13 protein-coding genes are annotated in these 17,707 nt (G+C 65.6%); 5 read left to right on the top strand and 8 right to left on the bottom strand.

The window, feature by feature from the left end; genetic code table 11:
- Positions 1 to 174: 174 nt before the first annotated feature.
- Positions 175 to 2,616 (top strand): TonB-dependent receptor, encoded by a 2,442-nt coding sequence (locus M2337_RS01010; RefSeq protein WP_264571330.1) that lies wholly within the window; start codon positions 175 to 177, stop codon positions 2,614 to 2,616.
- Positions 2,617 to 2,824: 208 nt separating this feature from the next.
- Here M2337_RS01010 and M2337_RS01005 read toward each other — a convergent pair whose 3' ends face one another.
- From M2337_RS01005 to M2337_RS00975, 7 genes are all read right to left on the bottom strand, one after another.
- Positions 2,825 to 3,667 carry a c-type cytochrome domain-containing protein gene (locus tag M2337_RS01005; RefSeq protein WP_264571329.1) on the bottom strand — a complete coding sequence of 281 codons (843 nt, stop codon included), beginning with the start codon at positions 3,665 to 3,667 and terminating at the stop codon, positions 2,825 to 2,827.
- A gap of 42 nt (positions 3,668 to 3,709) precedes the next feature.
- Positions 3,710 to 5,314, bottom strand: coding sequence for an ankyrin repeat domain-containing protein (locus M2337_RS01000; RefSeq protein ID WP_264571328.1), 1,605 nt, complete (start codon positions 5,312 to 5,314; stop codon positions 3,710 to 3,712).
- Positions 5,314 to 6,636 carry a DUF1552 domain-containing protein gene (locus M2337_RS00995; protein WP_264571327.1) on the bottom strand — a complete coding sequence of 441 codons (1,323 nt, stop codon included), beginning with the start codon at positions 6,634 to 6,636 and terminating at the stop codon, positions 5,314 to 5,316. Before M2337_RS00995 ends, M2337_RS01000 begins: the two co-directional genes overlap by 1 nt.
- A 52-nt stretch (positions 6,637 to 6,688) precedes the next feature.
- Entirely contained in the window at positions 6,689 to 7,546 is an 858-nt protein-coding gene (locus tag M2337_RS00990) for a VOC family protein (protein ID WP_264571326.1), read from the bottom strand.
- Complete coding sequence (locus M2337_RS00985; protein ID WP_264571325.1) at positions 7,546 to 9,933, bottom strand: DUF1592 domain-containing protein; 2,388 nt, start codon at positions 9,931 to 9,933, stop codon at positions 7,546 to 7,548. The genes M2337_RS00990 and M2337_RS00985 overlap by 1 nt, the downstream gene beginning before the upstream one ends.
- Positions 9,934 to 10,097: 164 nt before the next feature.
- On the bottom strand, positions 10,098 to 11,432 hold the full coding sequence (locus M2337_RS00980; RefSeq protein WP_264571324.1) for a spinster family MFS transporter: 1,335 nt from the start codon (positions 11,430 to 11,432) through the stop codon (positions 10,098 to 10,100).
- Between the two features lie 110 nt (positions 11,433 to 11,542).
- Positions 11,543 to 12,475, bottom strand: coding sequence for an IclR family transcriptional regulator (locus tag M2337_RS00975; RefSeq protein WP_264571323.1), 933 nt, complete (start codon positions 12,473 to 12,475; stop codon positions 11,543 to 11,545).
- A gap of 165 nt (positions 12,476 to 12,640) precedes the next feature.
- Between M2337_RS00975 and M2337_RS00970 the strand changes: the two genes are divergently transcribed.
- The 3 genes from M2337_RS00970 to M2337_RS00960 all read left to right on the top strand — a co-directional run bounded on the left by M2337_RS00970 (position 12,641) and on the right by M2337_RS00960 (position 16,380).
- On the top strand, positions 12,641 to 13,471 hold the full coding sequence (locus tag M2337_RS00970) for a hypothetical protein (RefSeq protein ID WP_264571322.1): 831 nt from the start codon (positions 12,641 to 12,643) through the stop codon (positions 13,469 to 13,471).
- Between the two features lie 48 nt (positions 13,472 to 13,519).
- On the top strand, positions 13,520 to 14,173 hold the full coding sequence (locus M2337_RS00965) for a YceI family protein (RefSeq protein ID WP_264571321.1): 654 nt from the start codon (positions 13,520 to 13,522) through the stop codon (positions 14,171 to 14,173).
- A gap of 119 nt (positions 14,174 to 14,292) precedes the next feature.
- Positions 14,293 to 16,380 (top strand): AsmA family protein, encoded by a 2,088-nt coding sequence (locus tag M2337_RS00960; RefSeq protein ID WP_264571320.1) that lies wholly within the window; start codon positions 14,293 to 14,295, stop codon positions 16,378 to 16,380.
- Here the strand turns inward: M2337_RS00960 and M2337_RS00955 are convergent.
- Positions 16,377 to 16,841, bottom strand: coding sequence for a hypothetical protein (locus M2337_RS00955; protein ID WP_264571319.1), 465 nt, complete (start codon positions 16,839 to 16,841; stop codon positions 16,377 to 16,379). The genes M2337_RS00960 and M2337_RS00955 overlap by 4 nt on opposite strands.
- Positions 16,842 to 16,940: 99 nt before the next feature.
- Between M2337_RS00955 and M2337_RS00950 the strand changes: the two genes are divergently transcribed.
- The gene (locus tag M2337_RS00950) at positions 16,941 to 17,471 is read left to right on the top strand and encodes a nuclear transport factor 2 family protein (protein ID WP_264571318.1); all 531 of its coding nucleotides are present in this window, start codon (positions 16,941 to 16,943) and stop codon (positions 17,469 to 17,471) included.
- Positions 17,472 to 17,707 lie beyond the last annotated feature (236 nt).

The following is a 17,707-nucleotide window of genomic DNA, read 5'->3' as shown; positions in this document are numbered from 1 at the left end:
GTTCTGGCTGTTCGGAACCTCCTCAAGTTATCAGCCTGAACGGATGATCCATTTCGTTATCAAAATCAACAAAACTCTTGTGTATCGATAATTGGCCTGCAATACCCCTCCCTGCTTCGGTCACCGACAAGGTGCGGGGCCGGAAGCCAGAGGTTTCCATCTAGGGGAGGTTACATGCAGATCGTTCAACGGGCGCCCTTGCGGCGCAATGGATTGCTATTGGCTGGCGCCGCGTTGATAGGGGCGGGCGGCGTCTCTCCGGTTTCCGCGCAAGACGTTGATAATGACGATGAGGACAAGACCTCCGTCATCCATGACATCGTCGTCACCGCCGAGCGGCGCGCGATGAACCTGCAGGATACCCCGCTCTCGATCGTCGCCGTAAACGAAGAAATGGTGGAAGCGCGCGGCATCGAGGATCTGGAGGATCTGGCCAACCAGACACCCAATCTCAGCATCGCCCCGCAGCGCGGCGGCAGCACATCCACCCCCTCCTTCACGATCCGCGGCATCGGCGGCGGCGGTGGCGCACTCGGCGAGCGCGGCGTGGGCCTGTATATCGACGGTATCTACATGCCGCGCACTGCCGGCTCGGTTCTCAAAGTGATCGATATCGACCGGATCGAGGTGCTCCGCGGCCCGCAGGGCACGCTGTTCGGCCGCAACTCCACGGGCGGTGCGGTGCGTTACTTCACCAAGCAGCCGCGCCTCGGCGAGACGGAAGGCTATGCGCAGGTGACGGCCGGCAATTATGACCGGGCGGATATCGTCGGCGCGATCAATATCCCCATCGGCGATACGCTGGCCGTGCGCGCGCAGGGCGCCTATTTGCATCAGGGCGGATGGGTGCAGCGCGGTACCGAGAAGAACGGTGCATCCACGGACTATGTCGGGCGCGTGCAGGCGCGCTTCGAGCCGAACGACCGCTTCGAGGCCACGCTGGGCTTTCTTTACACCGATTCTCGCGCCAATGGGTCGCCGATCGTCACCGAGGAGCTCGATCTGCGGCCGGGCATCGAGCCAGCGCCGGGCTTTGTCGGCATTCAGGGCAATTATGGCGACTGGCTCAATGATGCCTTCAAGTCCGTCGGTCAGGCGCCGATTGCGCCTTATAACGATCCGCGCGTGGTGACCGGTGACAAATATCGCCAGCATGACATCTGCCTGCTCGATGATTTCAATCCCGACTTCGGCGAAGAGTGCGTGCAGCGGAACACATCGGTCTATTGGCAGGCCGATCTGCGCATGTCCTACGAACTCTCCGACGATGTGACCCTGTCCTCGACCTCCGGCTTGTCGAAGCTCGATTTCAACGGGGTGATCGATTATCAGCAGCTGGGCACGGAAAACCGCAAGCTCGATACCGGATCGAAGGTTTTCTATCAGGAACTGCAGCTCAACGCGGCGCCGTTCGGCGGCGCGCTCGATGTCGTCGGTGGCCTCAATTATTTCTACGAAAAGTCGGACGAGCAGGGCCTGACCATTACCCGCAAGGGCACCAGCGTCTATCCAAACAGCCCCAACGGCAATGCCGATGGCGGCCTGGTCCGCCGGCAGGACGCCGACACGACGCAGGTGGCCAACTCTTTCGGTGCCTTCGTCAGCGCGACCTGGCACGTGACCAACCGGCTCAATTTTACGGGCGGCCTGCGCTATGCGTATGACCGCAAGCGGATCGAATCGATCGAATATGCCTCGTCGGACTTCACACCGGCGCCCGGCACAACATCGACCTTCGTCGACAGTTCGCGACATTGGCAGCAGGTCGATTATCGCGCGACCATCGACTACAAGATTACGCCGGATATCCTCGCTTATGCGACGATTTCCAAGGCGTACAAGGCCGGCCTCTACAGCTTCTCGATCGCCGACAACATTCCCGGCCCGGCGCAGAGCGGCGACGGCGTGCCGACCGTGCCGCCCGAGACCGTCCGCAACTATGAAGTCGGCTTGCGTATGGCGCTCTTCAACCGGGCGTTCATCGTCAATCCGACCGTCTTCTATATGCAATGGGGCAACCGGCAGTCAGCGCGTCGCGTGACCTGCACGACCGGGCCGTCCTGCCCGCTGGGGTTCAACCTTCAGGTTGTCGATGCCGGCGACATCGATGTCTACGGACTGGAACTGGACAGCCGCCTGCGCCTCTCGCGGAACTTCTCGCTCGATGCCAGCGGCTCGCTGACCGGCGTCAAGCTCGATCCGGTGCGTAATGGCGGGCCGTTCCTCTTCCCGGATATCCCCCGCAAGCAATTGAGCCTCGGCGGAACGCTCAATGTGCCGGCCGAATTCGGCGAGTTCACGGTCAACATGAACTGGAGCTACACCGACGACCAGGCCACGCTGAACCTCGATAATCCCGACTCGAAGTATCAGCTTCCGGCCTATAGCCTCGTTAACGCCCGCATTCGCTTCATGCCGAAGAATGTGCCGGTGGTGATTTCGGTCTTCGCGAATAATCTGTTCGACAAGACCTACGCGACGGGTGCCACCCGCTTCGGCGGCGCCTATTTCGACAGCTTCACGCCCACCGGCGTCGGCGCACCGCCGCGCAACATGCTCTCGGTGGTGCGCGGAAAGCCACGCATGATCGGCGCGTCGATCCGTTACGACTTCTAACGGGGGCGGGTGCCCCGGCACCCGCTAACACCATTGCGGCGGGCGGATCGGATAATCGATCCGCCCGTTTTTTATGAGGCAGGGCTTGGAACGGCTGGGCCATTGCACGAGCGGCGGGGGCGTGGATCGGCAGGGTCCCTCATCGGCCAGCGGGATCGTTGTGAGATTTTGAAGACAAGCCCGGCGGGTCTCGTCTGGCCGCTTGCGGTTAAAGGCCGAGCACCTTGGCGATCTTGGCGCGGATGTCCTCGGGTGCATTCAGCTTGCCGACCGTGCCTTCCGGCAAGGCGCCGGCCTCGATCCACCAGCCGATGACCGCGACTTCATCCGGGGTGAGCGGCGTGCGACCGTTCTTGGGCATGAAGTCCTTGTGGTCGGCAGGCAGGGTGATGCGGCGATACAGGTCGCTGCGCTGCTTCTCGCCCGGATCGATCACCGCGCCGCTCTCGCCGCCTTCCATCAGGCTCTTGTAGGTCGCCATGGAGAGAGCGCCGCGGCGCTTGTCATCGTTGTGGCAGGAGGCGCAGCGCGTCTGCAGGGTGGGCTGGACCACATCGAGGAAGATGTCCGCGTCGGCGACATTGGTCACCGGTGACCGGCCGCCGGGGCCGGAGCGCAGCGGGCCGGGCGCGAATTCGGTGAGGTAGGTCGGGCCGTGCGTCAGATTGCCGCCGAAATGGCCGGTGGCCACGAGCAACCCTCCAGTGATCAGGCAGGCGAGCGGCCAGCCTCGGTCATAGATGTTCGGGAATTCGCGCTGCCAGGCCCAGACCAGCAGCGCGCTGGCTGCCAGCAGCACGCCGCTCCAGCGGTGCCAGTTGACCGCCTCGCCGGTGAAGCCGGGCTCGCTCGCGTGCATATAGCCTAATGTCACGGTGAGGAAGGCACAGAGCGCGCCGATCAGCCATGTCGCGGAAACCGCGGGACGCAGGGCGGCGAAGCGCGGCCAGCGCGTCGCGATCTCCAGCCCGATCGCCAGCATCAGAATGCCGATCGGCAGGTGCAGCACGAGAACGTGGAAGCGACCGAGGAAGAAGATGAAGTCCTGCACGAAAATCCCCCGAATGATGCGGTCCGCTGTGTCCGGACGATGTCAGTTGATGCCGCAGGACTGCCCGGTACGCGCGCAGACCTGCTCGATCAGCTTCATAGACTCCGGCTTCGGCTCCGCGGCGGTTGTCGCCAGGAACACGCCCTTCGCCCAGGTGTAGGGCGTGCGGCCCTCGGCATCCCGAATGTCGAAGCGCGCGCCCTTGCTCGCCAGATAGGCCAGGATCTTGTTCGACCCGCGATTGGCTGCCCCATGAACGGCGGCCAGCCCCATGGCATTGGTCGCGTTCAGATCCTGCCCGAACCGCTCGTGGCAGAGCCGGACGGCCTCAAGCAGCTTGTCCTCGCCCTCGTCGAACGTCTGGAAGAACACCCAATTGATGCCGGCAGCGGCCATGAGCGGCGTCGTGCCATTGTTCGTCGTGATATTGGGGTCGGCGCCCTTGCTGGCGAGCAGCTTCATGGCGTCCACATCGCCGGAGAGGGCGGCGCGCAGAAACGCCGTCTGCCCGGTGAAATCGACCCAGGACAGAGAGCCAGCCGTCAACAGCCAGAAGCGGGTCGGCGGATAGCGCATCACCCGCGCATTGGGGTTGGCGCCCTTGTTGAGCAGCGCGCCGATGAACTTGAGCGCACGGGGACGATCCACGCCCTTTTGTTTGGCGGTGTCGGTATCCAGCTCCATGTTGCGCACGTCGACAGCGGCCCAGAGCGGCGTGCGGCCATACCAATCGGCGGCGTTGGGATTGGCGCCCTTGTCGAGCAGATATTGGGCGACCGGCACATTGTCATTGAGCACCGCCACGAGCAGCGGGCGCGCATCATTGGCCTCGGGCTGCTCGATCTTCGCGCCGGCCTCGACCAGCGCCTTGGCCATCTCGACCGTGCCCTCGCGCGCGGCGAGGTGGAGCGGGGTGATCTTGCCGGGCCACTCGGCGCGCGAACCCTCGGGCGGCACGCCGCCGCGCACGATGCCGTCGCCATGCGAGCCCCCGCCTTCGCCGGGCGCGCGGAACTCGGGCTTCCTGCCCAGCTTCGTGGCGGCGTTGACGTTGGCGCCGGCCTCTATGAGCGCCTGCACCGCCTCCACGCTGCCGCCGCGCACCGCGAGCATCAGCGGGGTCTGGCCATAGGCCTTGTCGGTGAAATTGGGGTTCGCACCGGCCGCAAGCAGCGCCTTGACGTTGGCGCCGTCCCCTTCGCCCGCGGCGATCATGAGCGCGGTCTGGCCGGTGTGGGAGAGGGTATCCACAGGCGCGCCGGCCCTGAGCAGGCGGCGCAGCACAGCGGACGCGCCAAATTCGGCGGCCACATGCAAGGGCGTGAGGCCATATTCGTTCGTGAGGCCTGCATTGGCGCCAAGATCAAGCAGGCGGTCGACATCGTCCGCGAGGTTGCGCCGCGCCAGCCAGTGCAGCGCGGGCGTGCCGTCCGGCGAGCGCGCATCGAGATTGGCGCCGCTGTCGACCAGCTCGTACATGCGCTCGAGCTGATTGTCGCGCGCCGCCGAGGCCATCTGCACGCCCAGTTCCTGCGCCTTGGCCGGCGGCAGCACGGGGCGCTGCGGACGCAGCAGCAGGAAGGCGACAAGGGCGAGCGCCAGGAGCGCCAGGCCTGCCAGCGCGATGCGTTTGCTTGTGGCGGGCATCAGATGTCGATCGTGCCGTCGCTGTCGCCGAAGCTTTCCACCGGTGCGCCCGCCTTTTGCAGGATGGAGAGCAGCAGGTTGGAGAGCGGACGATCCTTGCCGACGCCGCCGCTGATGTGGCGCTTGCCGGCGATCTTGCCCGAGCCGCCGCCTGCGAGGACGATCGGCAGAGGGCCGTGATTATGGACGTTGGAATCGCTCATCCCGCTACCCCACATCAGGATGCTGTTGTCGAGCAGCGAGCCATTGCCATCCGGCGTGCTGGCCATCTTGTCGAGCAGATAGCCGAACATGGAGATGTGATAGGCATTGAGCTGCGCCAGCCTGTCCTTATTGGCCGGCACGTTGCTGTGGTGCGAGAGCGGATGGAAGCTCTCCATCACGCCGCTGCCCGGGTAGATGCGGTTGCTGTTCTCGACCGCCAGCATCAATGTGGAAATGCGGGTCAGTTCCGTCTGCCACGCCAGCACCTGCAGATCGAACATCATCTTGATGTGCGTCTCGAAATCCTCGGGAATGCCGATTGGCTTTTCCGGCACCACGATATCGTGGCTGGTCTGTGCCTGGGTCAGTTCCAGCCGCCGTTCGACCTCGCGCACATCGGTCAGATACTGGTCGAGCCGCCGCCGGTCCTCGGCCGGCAGATCGGCTGAGAGCTTGCGCGTCTGGTCGGTCACCGTGTCCAGCATGCTGCGCGATTCACTCCAGATCGCCGCGCGTTCCTCCGGCGTGCCGCCGGCGCCGAACAGGCGCTCGAACAACAGTTGCGGGTTGCGCTGGATCGGCAGCGGCGTGTTGGCGTCCTGCCAGCTGATCGTGTCGCGATAGGCGCAGCTCCACCCTTCACCGCAGATTGCCGAGGGCTCCTCGATACCGAGTTCGAGCGAGGGCAGGGGCGTATCCTGGCCGAGATGCTTGGCGGCGACCTGGTCCGCCGTCATGCCGAGCTTGTTCACATTCTTGGTCATCGCCGTACCGGAGAGGTAGACGGCGGAGGAACTGCTATGATTGGCCGCGGCCGAGGCATCCTGCGTGTAGGCGAGCGGCAGGGTCAGATCGCTGATGACGTTGATCTTGTCGTGAAAGGCCGCAAGCGGGCGCAGCGTGGGCGACAGCTCGAAGCCGGCGCCCAGCGTCGCCGGGCGGAACCTGTCCATCACCGCGCCATGGGGCACATAGAAGAAGCCCAGCCGCGTCCGCGCCGGTGGCAGCCCGGACGATGCGGCGGGTATCATCGATTCCAGGAAGGGGAGCGCAAGACAGGCGCCGGCCCCGCGAAGCACGGTCCGGCGCGAAAGCGATTTGCGGGTAAGGTAGGTCATCGACGTCTCCAGACCTCAGAGCCAAGCGGAAAGGGCGGGGCGGGCCGGCGCATCAGCCGGCCATCTTCATCGTGAGCGGCAAACCATTGGGATCGAGCAGGCGCAGCGTGCCGGGCGCGGAAGGCAGGATGACTGCCCCCATCTGCGCGAGCGCGGCGGCGACCTTGCCACTGTCGAAGCGGCGGCAACTCACCGTCCAGTCATCCACGGCCGGCTTTTCCCGGCCGACCGTCTGGCGGATGGCGATGGGCGTGTTCGCCGCGGCAAACCAGCGCTGGCCCGGCGCCGGCGCGCGCATCTCCTTGAAGAAGAGCGACATGAACTTGCTGGTGGCAGCGAGATCGCTGACGCGCAGCAGGATGCTTTCCATCTTGAGCGGGGTGACGAGGGGCGCGCCCTCCACGATGTTTCCGGCCGGCACCGTCGTGCTGGCGAGGCCGGCCGGTTCTTCCAGCAATTGCAGGCCAATGTGATCGGGATCGTAGACGATGCCGCGCATGGCAGGGGCCAGCCCTTCACGCTCGAGGCGCGCATCCATCGCCTTGCGGTCGTATTTCTCGAGCAGCACGCAATAATGGTCGATCGCCGGATCGGGCGCGGTGGCGCGCGATCCCAGAGCGATATAGCCCTTGCCCAGCACGACATAATAACGCAGCGGCGGATCGGCCTCCTTGTGGACCGCCGGATTGAACAAGCGGCCATAGAATTGCGCGGCCTTCGTCACGTCCGGCACCAGCATGCCGATATGTTCCAGACCCGTGGTGCGCAGCGGTAGTTCGTCACCGCGCAGGGCTTCCGCGGCCATCGCCACACCCGACGAGAGCGCCAGCGAAAGCAGCGAGCCGGCGGCGATCACGCTGCGCCGGTCGAATATGCCCGCGCCATCGCCCGAAAAGTCATCGCCGTTCATCACTTCTTTCTCCCAATCATGGCGGGCGGCTGCCGGCTGGTGTTCCAGGTCAACTGGCTGGGCGACACGCGCAGCCGATCTTTCTGGCTGCCCGCCGGCATCCGGAACTGCCGGCTGGTGACGACGCCGCGCAGGATCGTCTGGAAGCGATCGCCATTGCCGGCGCTGGTCCGGGCGATCCGGCGTACTTCCGGCATGTCGGCAAAGGTAAGTTCGCGGCCGATGGCGAAGGTCATCAGTTTCTCGATGAAGGTGTGGGTGAAGGCGTCCGAGCGGGCGAGGATGGCGTTGCGCAGATCGCGCGGGCCATTGATCTTGGTGCCGTCGGACATCACGCCGGAGGCATCGACCGGGAAGGCGCCGTCCCGCGTCCGCCACTGGCCGACCAGATCGTAATTCTCCAACGCCAGGCCGATGGGGTCCATCATATTATGGCAGGAGGCGCACACCTTGTTCTCGCGATGCACGGCAAGGCGCTGGCGCAGGCTCGTCGCCTCGGCATTCGCGTCGAGATTGGTCTCGACGCCGGGCGGCGGCGGCGGCGGCTTCACGCCGAGGATGTTCTCCAGTACCCACGCACCGCGAATGACCGGCGAGGTCCTGTTAGCGACGGAGGTGACGGTGAGGATCGCACCTTGCCCGAGCAGGCCACGGCGCACGCTGTCCTTGGGCAGGCTGACCTTGCGGAAATAGTCGCCCCGCACGCCGCTAATGCCATAATGCTGGGCCAGCCGCTCGTTGACGAACGTGTAGTCGGCATCGAGCAGATCGCGGATCGGGCGGTTCTGCAGCATCACATAGCGAACGAGGCCCTTGGTCTCATTCTCGAAAGCGACGCGCAGATTGTCGTCAAACGCCGGGCTCTCGCGCTGGACCGAGCGCAATTCGCGCAGATGCAGCCACTGGGTCGCGAAATTGTCGACCAGCGCTTCCGCCCTGGGGTCGGCGAGCATGCGGTTGACCTGCTGGTCCAGCACGGCTGGGTCGCTGAGCTTGTTCTGCGCCGCCAGATCGAGCAATTGCTGGTCGGGGATGCTGCTCCACAGGAAGAAGGAGAGGCGCGAGGCGAGGTCGAGATCACTGATCGCAAACTTGTCCTGCGCGACCGGCTGCTCGAACCGGTAAATGAAGCGGGGATCGACCAGAATGTAGGAGAGGCCGGCGCGGACACCGTCCTCGAACGTGCCCTGCGCCCGGCCCGCATCATACATCTTCATGATCGCGTCCACCTCGCCGCCCATCGGCTTGAGCGGGCGGCGGAAGGCCAGGCTGCCGAGGCGCGTCAGGATCGCGCGGGCGCAGGGCTTTTCCTCCATCCAGCTCTTGGGACGGCAGGAGAAGACCGTGGCGCGCGGCGCGCTGCGGCCCGGCCCCTGCGTCGTGAATGGCCCGTTGACCGCGACGTTGAGGACGAGGCCCTTGGTCAGATAATTGGCGTAGATGTCGTTCACGCCCGCACCGGCGACCTCGTCGAGCAGCGCCGCCGTGATCGTGCGTCGCCCGGCGCCCAGCTTCACGCGGACCTTGTCGCCCTTGCCCAGCGCGACCCGGCGGCCATCGATGGTGAGGTTGACGGCCGGCATGGGGGCCGGCGCCCGGCGTCCGGCGATGAACCCGCCGGTGCTGGTGCGCACGCTGATCTCGTATGTGCCGTCCACCGGGAAGAAATGGTTGACCCGCATCCCGCCCCGCGTGCCGAGCGGCAGCCCTTCCAGATGCTTGGTCTGCACGAGTTTGCCGGGCGCGTTGTAAACAGTCCGCGTCAGTTCGAGCGTTGAAGCGCCCGTGGCGATGCTGCTGATCGTGAGCCCGGCATTGAGATAGCCCTGAATGAGCGCCGGGGAGGTGGTCAGTACGCTGGAGATATTGTCGAACCCGCCGGTCGCGGCATCGGGCGGCAGGAAGTCCGCCGGATTGATTTCCAGCCCGATGAGATCGCGCACGGCATTGGCATATTCGGTTCTGTTCAGGCGGCGCAGGTTGGCCGAGGGGAGTGGCGCGGGCGTGGAATCGAGCCGATCGGTCAATTCGCCCAGAAAGGAGGCCAGTTCGCCCGCCTCGGGCCGAGGGCTGTTGAGCGGCGGCATGGCACCTGCGCTCACCTTGCGCACCACCTTTTCCCAGATGGCCGCATTCTTGCCGGTATGGTCGAAGTCCATCCCCTCGAAGGAGAGGCCAGCCACGCGCTCCTCCGAATCATGGCAGGACATGCAGTATTTGCCGATCATCGGGTGCGGCGCATTCTCCGCCACGGCAGTGGGCTCGTCGCCCTGCACAGGGAAGGCAACGCCGAGCGCGGCCAGATAGACTGCGCCCGCCGCAAGAATCACAGCAGCGCCCTGGCGTGATCCGCCGAACCGGGCTGCCTCTCCTGCCATCGCGCTCATTCTCTTGCGCGCCGTTTTAGAAATCCCCTTCATGAGTCTCGGTATACAAAATCAATTTTCTTTTGTCACGCGATGAAGGCAGGATTTCTAGTATATGGAAGGACGGCGCGGCCGCATCGAGCGGCAAACATGATTTTCGAAATCAACTCGTTGCACGGTGGCGCTCACCCCTCCTCATTCGCGGTGCGCACGTAGAGGCGCGAGGCTTGCCAGAAGCAGGCGCCGGCACAGAGTGGCGTGATCGCGATGAGCAACAGGGAATAGCGGATGGCGGACTGGCCGAAGTCCGCCGCCAGCACATCGTTCAAAATGCCGACAGCCGTCGGTCCAATGATGTTGCCGACGAGGCCGCCGCCCAGCAGCAGCATCGCAATGGCCAGCGCGCGCTGGTCGGGCGCCACCACATTGACGACGGCGGCATAGATCGGCCCCTGATGCAGCAGGGTGAAGAAGCTGGCGCCGGCAAAGCCCAGCACCCAGATCGCGGTTTCCTCGCCGAGCAGAAACAGCAGTTCCGCGGGGCCCATCGCCAGGCAGGCGAGCGCCGGAATGCCGACCCGCCAGCGCAACTGGCTCTTACGCAGCCTATCGACCAGCAGGCCGCCCAGGAGAATGCCCGCCGCGCCGAGAAAACCGCGTGAGGGGCCGATGATCGTCGCCGCTTCCGCCATGGTCAGGCCGTGGACGCGCTGGAAGAAGGTCGGCGTCCAGGAGCCGGTCGCCCAGATGTTGGACCCCATGAACGTCATGCCGAGCAGCATCCAAGCATAGCAGCGGTTGGCCAGCAGAGCGCGCACGTCGGTTCTGATTGCGGCAATCGGCGAGCGGTTGTGCGCCGGCCGAGCAGCAGTGCGGGCCGGCTCGCGGACTGTCAGACGAAAGACTAACGCTGCCACGACGCCGGGCACGCCGGCCGCGATGAACATGGCACGCCAGCCATAGGTTTCCGCAATCCAGCCGGCGACCGGGAACAGCACGATGTGCGAGATGGTCGCGGCGATCCCGTAGATCGCCAAGGCCAGCGGGCGTCTGGTGGGGTGAAACAGGTCGGCGATCATCGAATTGGCCGGCGCCGTGCTGCTGGCCTCGCCTGCGCCGAGGCAGAAGCGCGCGAAAGCGAGCTGCCAAATGTTGGTAACCCAGCCGGTTGCGAGCGTGACGGCGCTCCAGAAGGCGAGTCCGATGGAGATGATCGTACGGCGATTGAATCGGTCGGCCGCCCACGCGATGGGCAGGCCCATCAGCGAATAGATTACGATGAACGCGACGCCCGAAACCAGCCCGAGCGCGGTGTCGGAAACGCCCATCTCCGCCTTGATCGCCGGCAAGGCGAGCCCGAGCAGGGACCGGTCCAGATAGTTGAAGATGGAGACGACCATCAGCATTGCGAATGGCCATGTCGATTGCCAGGGCCAGGGCGCCCGCTGTTCCTTGGGCAGAGAGGATGGGGCGACCGCGCTCTCCCGGCCGATGGGCAGCGGCTCAGTAATCGGGCGCACGGCGCTTGCCCCGTAATCCGCCAATATGTGTCACCCCGCCTCTCCCCCTTGCGCGCTGTGTGCAGCTTTTCCTGCCAGACAGGGGTGGAGGCGCCATGGCGTCAATCCTCTTAATGGACATCGGGCCGCAATTCCGGAATGTGGAAGGAATGGGCGCGCCCTGTGCTGTCGGCGGCGCGGCCTGCGAAGCTGTTCGCGGCCCTCAGCACGTCACGGACGAGATCGGCATCGCGCGCCGCGTGGAAGCGGGGCAGGGGCATCACGACGCCGAGCGAGCCGATTAGCCGTCCCGCGCCATCGAAAACCGGCGCCGCGACCCCGGCGAGGCCAAGCTCCTCATCCAGATTGCGCGCGACGCCCTCGTCGCGGATGCACCGCATCTGCTCGAGGAATTGGGCGCGCTTTGCCGGCGGTCTGCCCGCGATGGGGCTGCGGGTGATGGACCGGAAGATGGCTTCGCTCTCGCCCGGTGGCAGGCTGGCGAGAATGGCCTGGCCGAGCGATCCCCAGGGCAATTCGATCTCGATGCCTTCTTCCAGCGCCGGGCAATGGTCGCAGGCGGCATTGGCCACAGCGGCGACCACGGCGCGGCGCCGAACCGGGGCATAGAGGCACAGCACGGCCGTCTCCGACCATTTGCGCACCAGCCCGGCAAGCAGCGGTCGCGCGCTGCGCACCGGATCGAATTGTGCCATCAGCTGCGATGCCAGCCGCGTGAGTTCGCGCCCGGTGCGGTAGGTCTGGCCATCGCCGCGCTCGACGATGCCTTCGGTGAGCAAGGGGCGCAGCAGGCGGTGGACGGAACTGAGCGGCAGGCCCGACCGCTCCGCAAGCTCGCCGAGCGTGAACTGCTCGCTGCCCTCGATCACCAGCCTGAGGAGATAGATGACTCGCTCTGCCGAGCCGCGCGGGCTGGTCATTCCGCGTGCATCCAGGCGGCGCGCGAGGTTGGTGCGTGCGCCCGGTGCTGCGTAACCCATGGACATGAAAATGCCGCGCCGATCCGGCCCCGGCTTTGCGTGCCGCCCATCATTCCCCTCCATTGCGCGTGCTATTCGGATAGCACTGTCAATCAGCACCTGTCAGTTTTCCGAGTGACGGAAAAACGCAGTGCAACGTCATGATCCAGATACAAATCTGTTCGCAAATCCGTCAATGGAGTTCACAAAGTCAATTGAAAAGTCTCGGGGCAGACGGGGAGGGATCACATGCAATCGGGAGCAGCGGAGGATATTGTCGGCGGAATCGGGCGGCGTGCGTTCATCGCCTCGCTCGGTGGCGCGGCCGCTGTCGCGGCGATGAGCGCGGAGGCTAAGGCCGATGCGCTGGAACATGCGCTGGCGGATAATCTTGGTCCAGTGGGGCGCACCTTCCCCAGCGTCGCGCAGGTCGATGCGCAGATCCCCACGCGCCACTACCGGCGGGGTGTCGGCAATGTCTTCATCGCCGAGCAGGGGACTGTCGACGTGTTGGCGCCCATGCCGGAAAAGCCCAAGCTCGCCGATTTCATTCGCCTGCGCTTTCAGAGCACGTCCAACCACTGCCTGCAGAGCGCCACGCAGGCGCGCAAGCGCAACATGGATGAGGATATCGTCTTCGCCTGCCTCGTCCATGACCTGTCGATGGCGATGATGCGCGCGAATCACGGCTTCTGGAGCGCGCAGCTTTTCGAGCCTTATGTCTCCGAGAAGGTCGCCTTCGCCATCCGGCATCATGCCGCGCTGCGCTTCTTCCCGGACGCGGAGACGGGCTACACCTATCCCGATATCTACCGCGAGATGTTCGGCGAGGATTATGTCCCGCCGCCGCATGTGCAGCGCGAATTCGCGATGGTCCGCAAGCACCGCTGGTACATGGCGGCCCGCCTTGTGACCGTGAACGATCTCTACGCCTTCGATCCCAGTGCGCAGGTCTCGCTCGATCCGTTCGAGGATGTGATCGGCCGCCACTTCCGTCAGCCCGCGGAGGGCCTCGGATTCGATAGCAGCCCGAGCGCCCATATGTGGCGGACCTTGTTCAATCCGGATTCGCCGCTCTGAGCGCCCGATATCCCTACGCCTTTTCTTGACTGGTTGGAGGACCGTGGAATGATGAAAAGAACAAAGATCGCTCTGGCGACCGCATTGGTGGCCCTGCCGGCCATTCTGGTCGTGGCGCCGCTGGCCGCGCAGAATGATGCGCAACTGCCCGGGCAGAAGGATGTCAGCCGGGTCGCAGCCGGCACCTACAAGGCTGATGCGGGCCATACGCTCGTCGGCTGGCGCGCCAACCACTTCGGCTTCAACGACTATTTCGGCATTTTCGGGGACATCACCGGCACGCTGGAGATTGATCCGGCGAAGCTCTCCGCCGCGAAGGTGGATGTGTCCATTCCGGTCGCGCGGGTGGTGACGGCCAGTGCCGGCCTCAACGGCCATTTGCTGCGCGCGGGCAAGGATGGCGGAAAACCTGACTTTTTCGGCCCCGATCCGGCGCCGGCCCGCTTCGTCTCCACCAGTGTGGTCGCGACGAGCGCCACGGCTGCAAAGATCACCGGCGACCTGACGCTCAACGGCGTGACCAAGCCGGTGGTGCTTGAGGCCGAGTTCACCGGGGCCGGCAAGCATCCGTATAACGGCAAGGCGACGCTCGGCTTCGAGGCGACGGCGGCGATCAAGCGGTCGGACTTCGGCATGACCTATGCGATTCCCATCGTGTCCGACGAGGTTAAACTGACGATCAGCGCGGCCTTCGAGAAGTAAGTCGCGCCAGCGCTCAGCGGCGGTTCAGCTTGCCGGCGCTAGTGCGGCGGCATGAACTCCGGGGACAAGCGTGGGGCGGCGGCAGCGCTGATGATCCGGCGTGCCAGTACTGGCGCGCCGTGACCGCACCACCGCGCCTGCCGCCCTCGGGCGAGCCTCACCCTGGCACGCCTCGGGCCGCGCGCCGTCGCCGTCCGCTGCTTTGGACGGCGCTGGCTTTGCCGCTGCTGGGTTGGGCCGGGCTGGCCGCCGGTCTTGGCACCGCGCTATTGCGCGAACCGATCGAGCGCCGGGCGAGTGCCGCGCTGGGCCGTGCCGTCGCGATCGAGGGCGATGTCCGCCTGCTAGTGACGCCTTTCTCCCTGCAACTGGCTGCGGACGATGTGCGCATCGCCAATGCCGCCTGGGCGCAGGCGACGGATCTGCTGAATGTCCGCGCTCTGACGGCGCGCTTTTCCACGTTCGATCTGCTGATCGGGCGCTCTGGCCCGCGTGCGCTCGGGTTGCGCGGCGGCACGCTTGATCTGGAGCGGCAGGCGAGCACGGGCGCGGCCAACTGGAAGCTCGGTGGCAAGGACGGTCTATTTGCCGTCGCTGGCGTGCGGCGGGTGGACGCGGACGATCTCGTGCTGCGCTACCGGGACGAGCGCGACGGGATCGAGAGCTGGCTCAAGCTGGTCGGCAGCGGTCCGGGCGCGGTGCGTTTCACCGGGCGGGCCAGTCTTGCCGGTGATGCCTTCCGTATGAGTGGCTCCAGCAACTCGGCCGAAGGGCAACCATTTCGATTTGCTGTGCGTGCGGGCGCGGAGACACTGGACCTGCGGCTGGAAGGGGAAAGCGACAGTCCCTTCCGGCTAGCCGGGGCGGACCTGCGCGTGACGGCGCGCGGTCCCGACCTTGCCGCGCTGGCGGCACTGGCGCGCATCGATCTTCCAGCCGCGCCCTCCTTTTCGCTGACGGCCCGGCTCGCGCAACGGCGTGGCGGCTGGCATTTCAGCCGCATCGCAGGGCAGCTTGGCGAGACCGATCTCAGCGGCAGCCTCACGCTCGATCAACGCGGCGCCCGTCCGCGCGTCGTCGCGTCTCTGGCGTCCGGGGCCCTGCATCTGGCGGACGGCATGGCTGTGCTGGGGCTGCGCACTGCGACGTCCCCATCCGATGGCGAAGGTCCTCAACCCGTCGCCTCATTGCTGCCGGATGCCACCCTGTCTTCCGAGGCGCTGCGCAGTTTCGATGCCGTGGTCGACTATAAGGCCGAGCAGATCGAGGGCATCGGGGACGCGGCCTCCGCGCTCAAGCCCGCGCATCTCGCCATGCGGCTCGCGCTTATCGATGGGCGGTTCATGCTGTCGCCGGCCAGCGTTGATCTGGCGGGCGGCTTCGTCTCATCGGATATCTACATCGATGCGCGATCCGCCCCGGCGCTTGCCCGCTACGATATTCGCCTCTCGCCGACGCCGATGGGGCCGCTGCTGGCCGGCTGGGGCCTCGCCCCGCGCGAGACGACTGCGCTGGCGCGCGGGCGCATCCAGCTGAGCGGGCGCGGCGAGACCCTGCGCGAGACGCTCGGTCATGCCGATGGCCGCATCGCCCTGGTGCTGCCGGCCGGGCGCGTGGGCATGGCGCGGGCAAGCGCCTCGGAGCTGGATATGACCAATCTGCGTGCTGCGATGTTCGGCACGCGCAGCGGCAACGGGGTGGATTCGGGGGGAGGCATGTTCTGGGGCCTCGGTCAGCGCCTCAGGATCGGCGGCGATAAGGCGGCGGTAGATGACGCGACCCACCTCAATTGCGGACTGATCGCCTTTTCGGTCCGCGACGGGCTGGCGACGGCCGACCCGATCCTGATCGATACCGATGGTCATGTCGTCACCGGGCGCGGCCAGTTCGATCTGCGGGGCGAGCGGCTCGATCTGCGCTTGCAGGCGCAGGGCAAGACCCGCGAATGGTTCGGTCGCCCCTCGCCGATCCTGATCGGCGGCACGCTGGCCGCGCCGACGGTGCTGCGCGAGCCGGTCGACCTGTTCCGGCCCCAGCGCCTTTTCGGCTTATCGATGGTGCTGCCGGATGTGCGGGCCATCGTCGGTTTTGTCGACCCGGACGAAGCGCAGGCGCCGGCTTGCGGGACGCTGCTGCGCGGCGGAGCGACGGCCGACGCGGCGGCGGCTGGCCCGGCGCCGAAGCCTGCGGAACTGGCCTTGCGCTAAGCGGGCGGGGCGGCTGCGGCGTGGCGCCGGTCTGCCAGCCAGAGCGACAGGCCGGTCAGGCCGTGCAACAGAACGATCATGGTAAGCAGGAAGAAGGTGGCGCTGACAAAGCGCGGCATCAGCAAGAACTCGACCGCGCACAACAGGAACACCGCCATGGTCAGCAGCAGATTGGCGATGGAGGATGGCCCGCGCCGCGTCGATCGCACCACCTCGACCAGCAGGAAGACGATGGTGAGCAGCAACAGCATGTCACCCCAGTTCAGCATCAGCATTACGCCCGAGAGCATGGGCAGCGTGAAAGCCTCGCCCCGCATCACGGCGGCCAGCGCCGGCTCGGTCTGATCCGGCTGCGGCGCGCCGGCGAACAGCGCCACCAGATTATAGATCAGCACCGGAATGAGCAGCAACGGGAAGCTGTTGAGCAGGTCTACGGCCTGGCGATTGTTGCGGTCTTCCATGCGGTCTCTCCCTCAGGCTCGCCAGCATGGGACTTTTGGGGCACAAAGGCCAGAGCCGCCGGCACGGGACGCACGGGCGGAATGGAGAGGGGAGAGAGCATGAGGGTTTTCGCACGCATTCCGACCATCGCGGCGCTGTTAATTGCCATGACCATGGTCACCAGCCCGGGGCATGCTCAGGTCGCGGCCTCGGCCGAGGCGCAGCAGGCGATGCTCGCCAGCCCGGACCCAAAGCTCGCCGCCAACAAGAAGCTCGTTTACGACATGTATCGCCATATCGTGCAGGGCGGCCATGCCGATCTGGTCGAGCGCTTCTTCACGCCCGACTATATCCAGCATAATCCCAATGTCGCCTCGGGCCGGGATGCGCTGGCGGCCTTCCTGCGCGGCTCACGCCTCGCCCGCCCGATTTCGCCGACTATCACGCTGCCGATCATCAGGATCGTGGCGGAGGGCGATTATGTGCTGGTGATGAGCGAGCGCCCGATGAAGGACGAGGCGGGCAAGCCCTATGTCACCAGCTGGTTCGATGTGTACCGGATCGAAAACGGCCTGATCGCCGAACATTGGGACCCGGCGCTCAAAAGCGCGGCGATGCTGAAGTTCGATCCCAATGAGATGGGGAAGTGAGCTGTCGTGTGGTTATGACGTCGGCTCCACGGCAAAACATCGTCGCCATGCTAGGGGCGGCCGATCTTACGCCGGGGACGACGGTACGGACTGGCAGGTCGTCCTGGTTCCGGCGACTGTCACGACCGCTCTTTCTCCCGCTTCCATGGGCGTCACGATTGACTGGCCTTTCCAAGTGAAGGTGAAATCGAGTGGACCTTCCAGGCGGCAAATGGCGCCCTTACCTTGCGTTGCGC

The organism is Sphingobium sp. B2D3A, from assembly GCF_025961795.1.
Taxonomy (GTDB): Bacteria; Pseudomonadota; Alphaproteobacteria; order Sphingomonadales; family Sphingomonadaceae; genus Sphingobium.
Note: the sequence above shows the minus strand (reverse complement) of the source record. Positions and strands in the feature narration are given on the sequence as shown.

Excerpts from the sequence above, each read along its gene's own strand:
- M2337_RS00975 (WP_264571323.1), bottom strand. The coding sequence starts at position 12,475 with ATGGAGGGGAATGATGGGCGGCACGCAAAGCCGGGGCCGGATCGGCGC.
- M2337_RS00985 (WP_264571325.1), bottom strand. The coding sequence starts at position 9,933 with ATGAGCGCGATGGCAGGAGAGGCAGCCCGGTTCGGCGGATCACGCCAG.
- M2337_RS00995 (WP_264571327.1), bottom strand. The coding sequence starts at position 6,636 with ATGACCTACCTTACCCGCAAATCGCTTTCGCGCCGGACCGTGCTTCGC.
- M2337_RS00950 (WP_264571318.1), top strand. The coding sequence starts at position 16,941 with ATGAGGGTTTTCGCACGCATTCCGACCATCGCGGCGCTGTTAATTGCC.
- M2337_RS01010 (WP_264571330.1), top strand. The coding sequence starts at position 175 with ATGCAGATCGTTCAACGGGCGCCCTTGCGGCGCAATGGATTGCTATTG.
- M2337_RS01000 (WP_264571328.1), bottom strand. The coding sequence starts at position 5,314 with ATGCCCGCCACAAGCAAACGCATCGCGCTGGCAGGCCTGGCGCTCCTG.
- M2337_RS00965 (WP_264571321.1), top strand. The coding sequence starts at position 13,520 with ATGATGAAAAGAACAAAGATCGCTCTGGCGACCGCATTGGTGGCCCTG.
- M2337_RS00955 (WP_264571319.1), bottom strand. The coding sequence starts at position 16,841 with ATGGAAGACCGCAACAATCGCCAGGCCGTAGACCTGCTCAACAGCTTC.
- M2337_RS00990 (WP_264571326.1), bottom strand. The coding sequence starts at position 7,546 with ATGAACGGCGATGACTTTTCGGGCGATGGCGCGGGCATATTCGACCGG.
- M2337_RS00970 (WP_264571322.1), top strand. The coding sequence starts at position 12,641 with ATGCAATCGGGAGCAGCGGAGGATATTGTCGGCGGAATCGGGCGGCGT.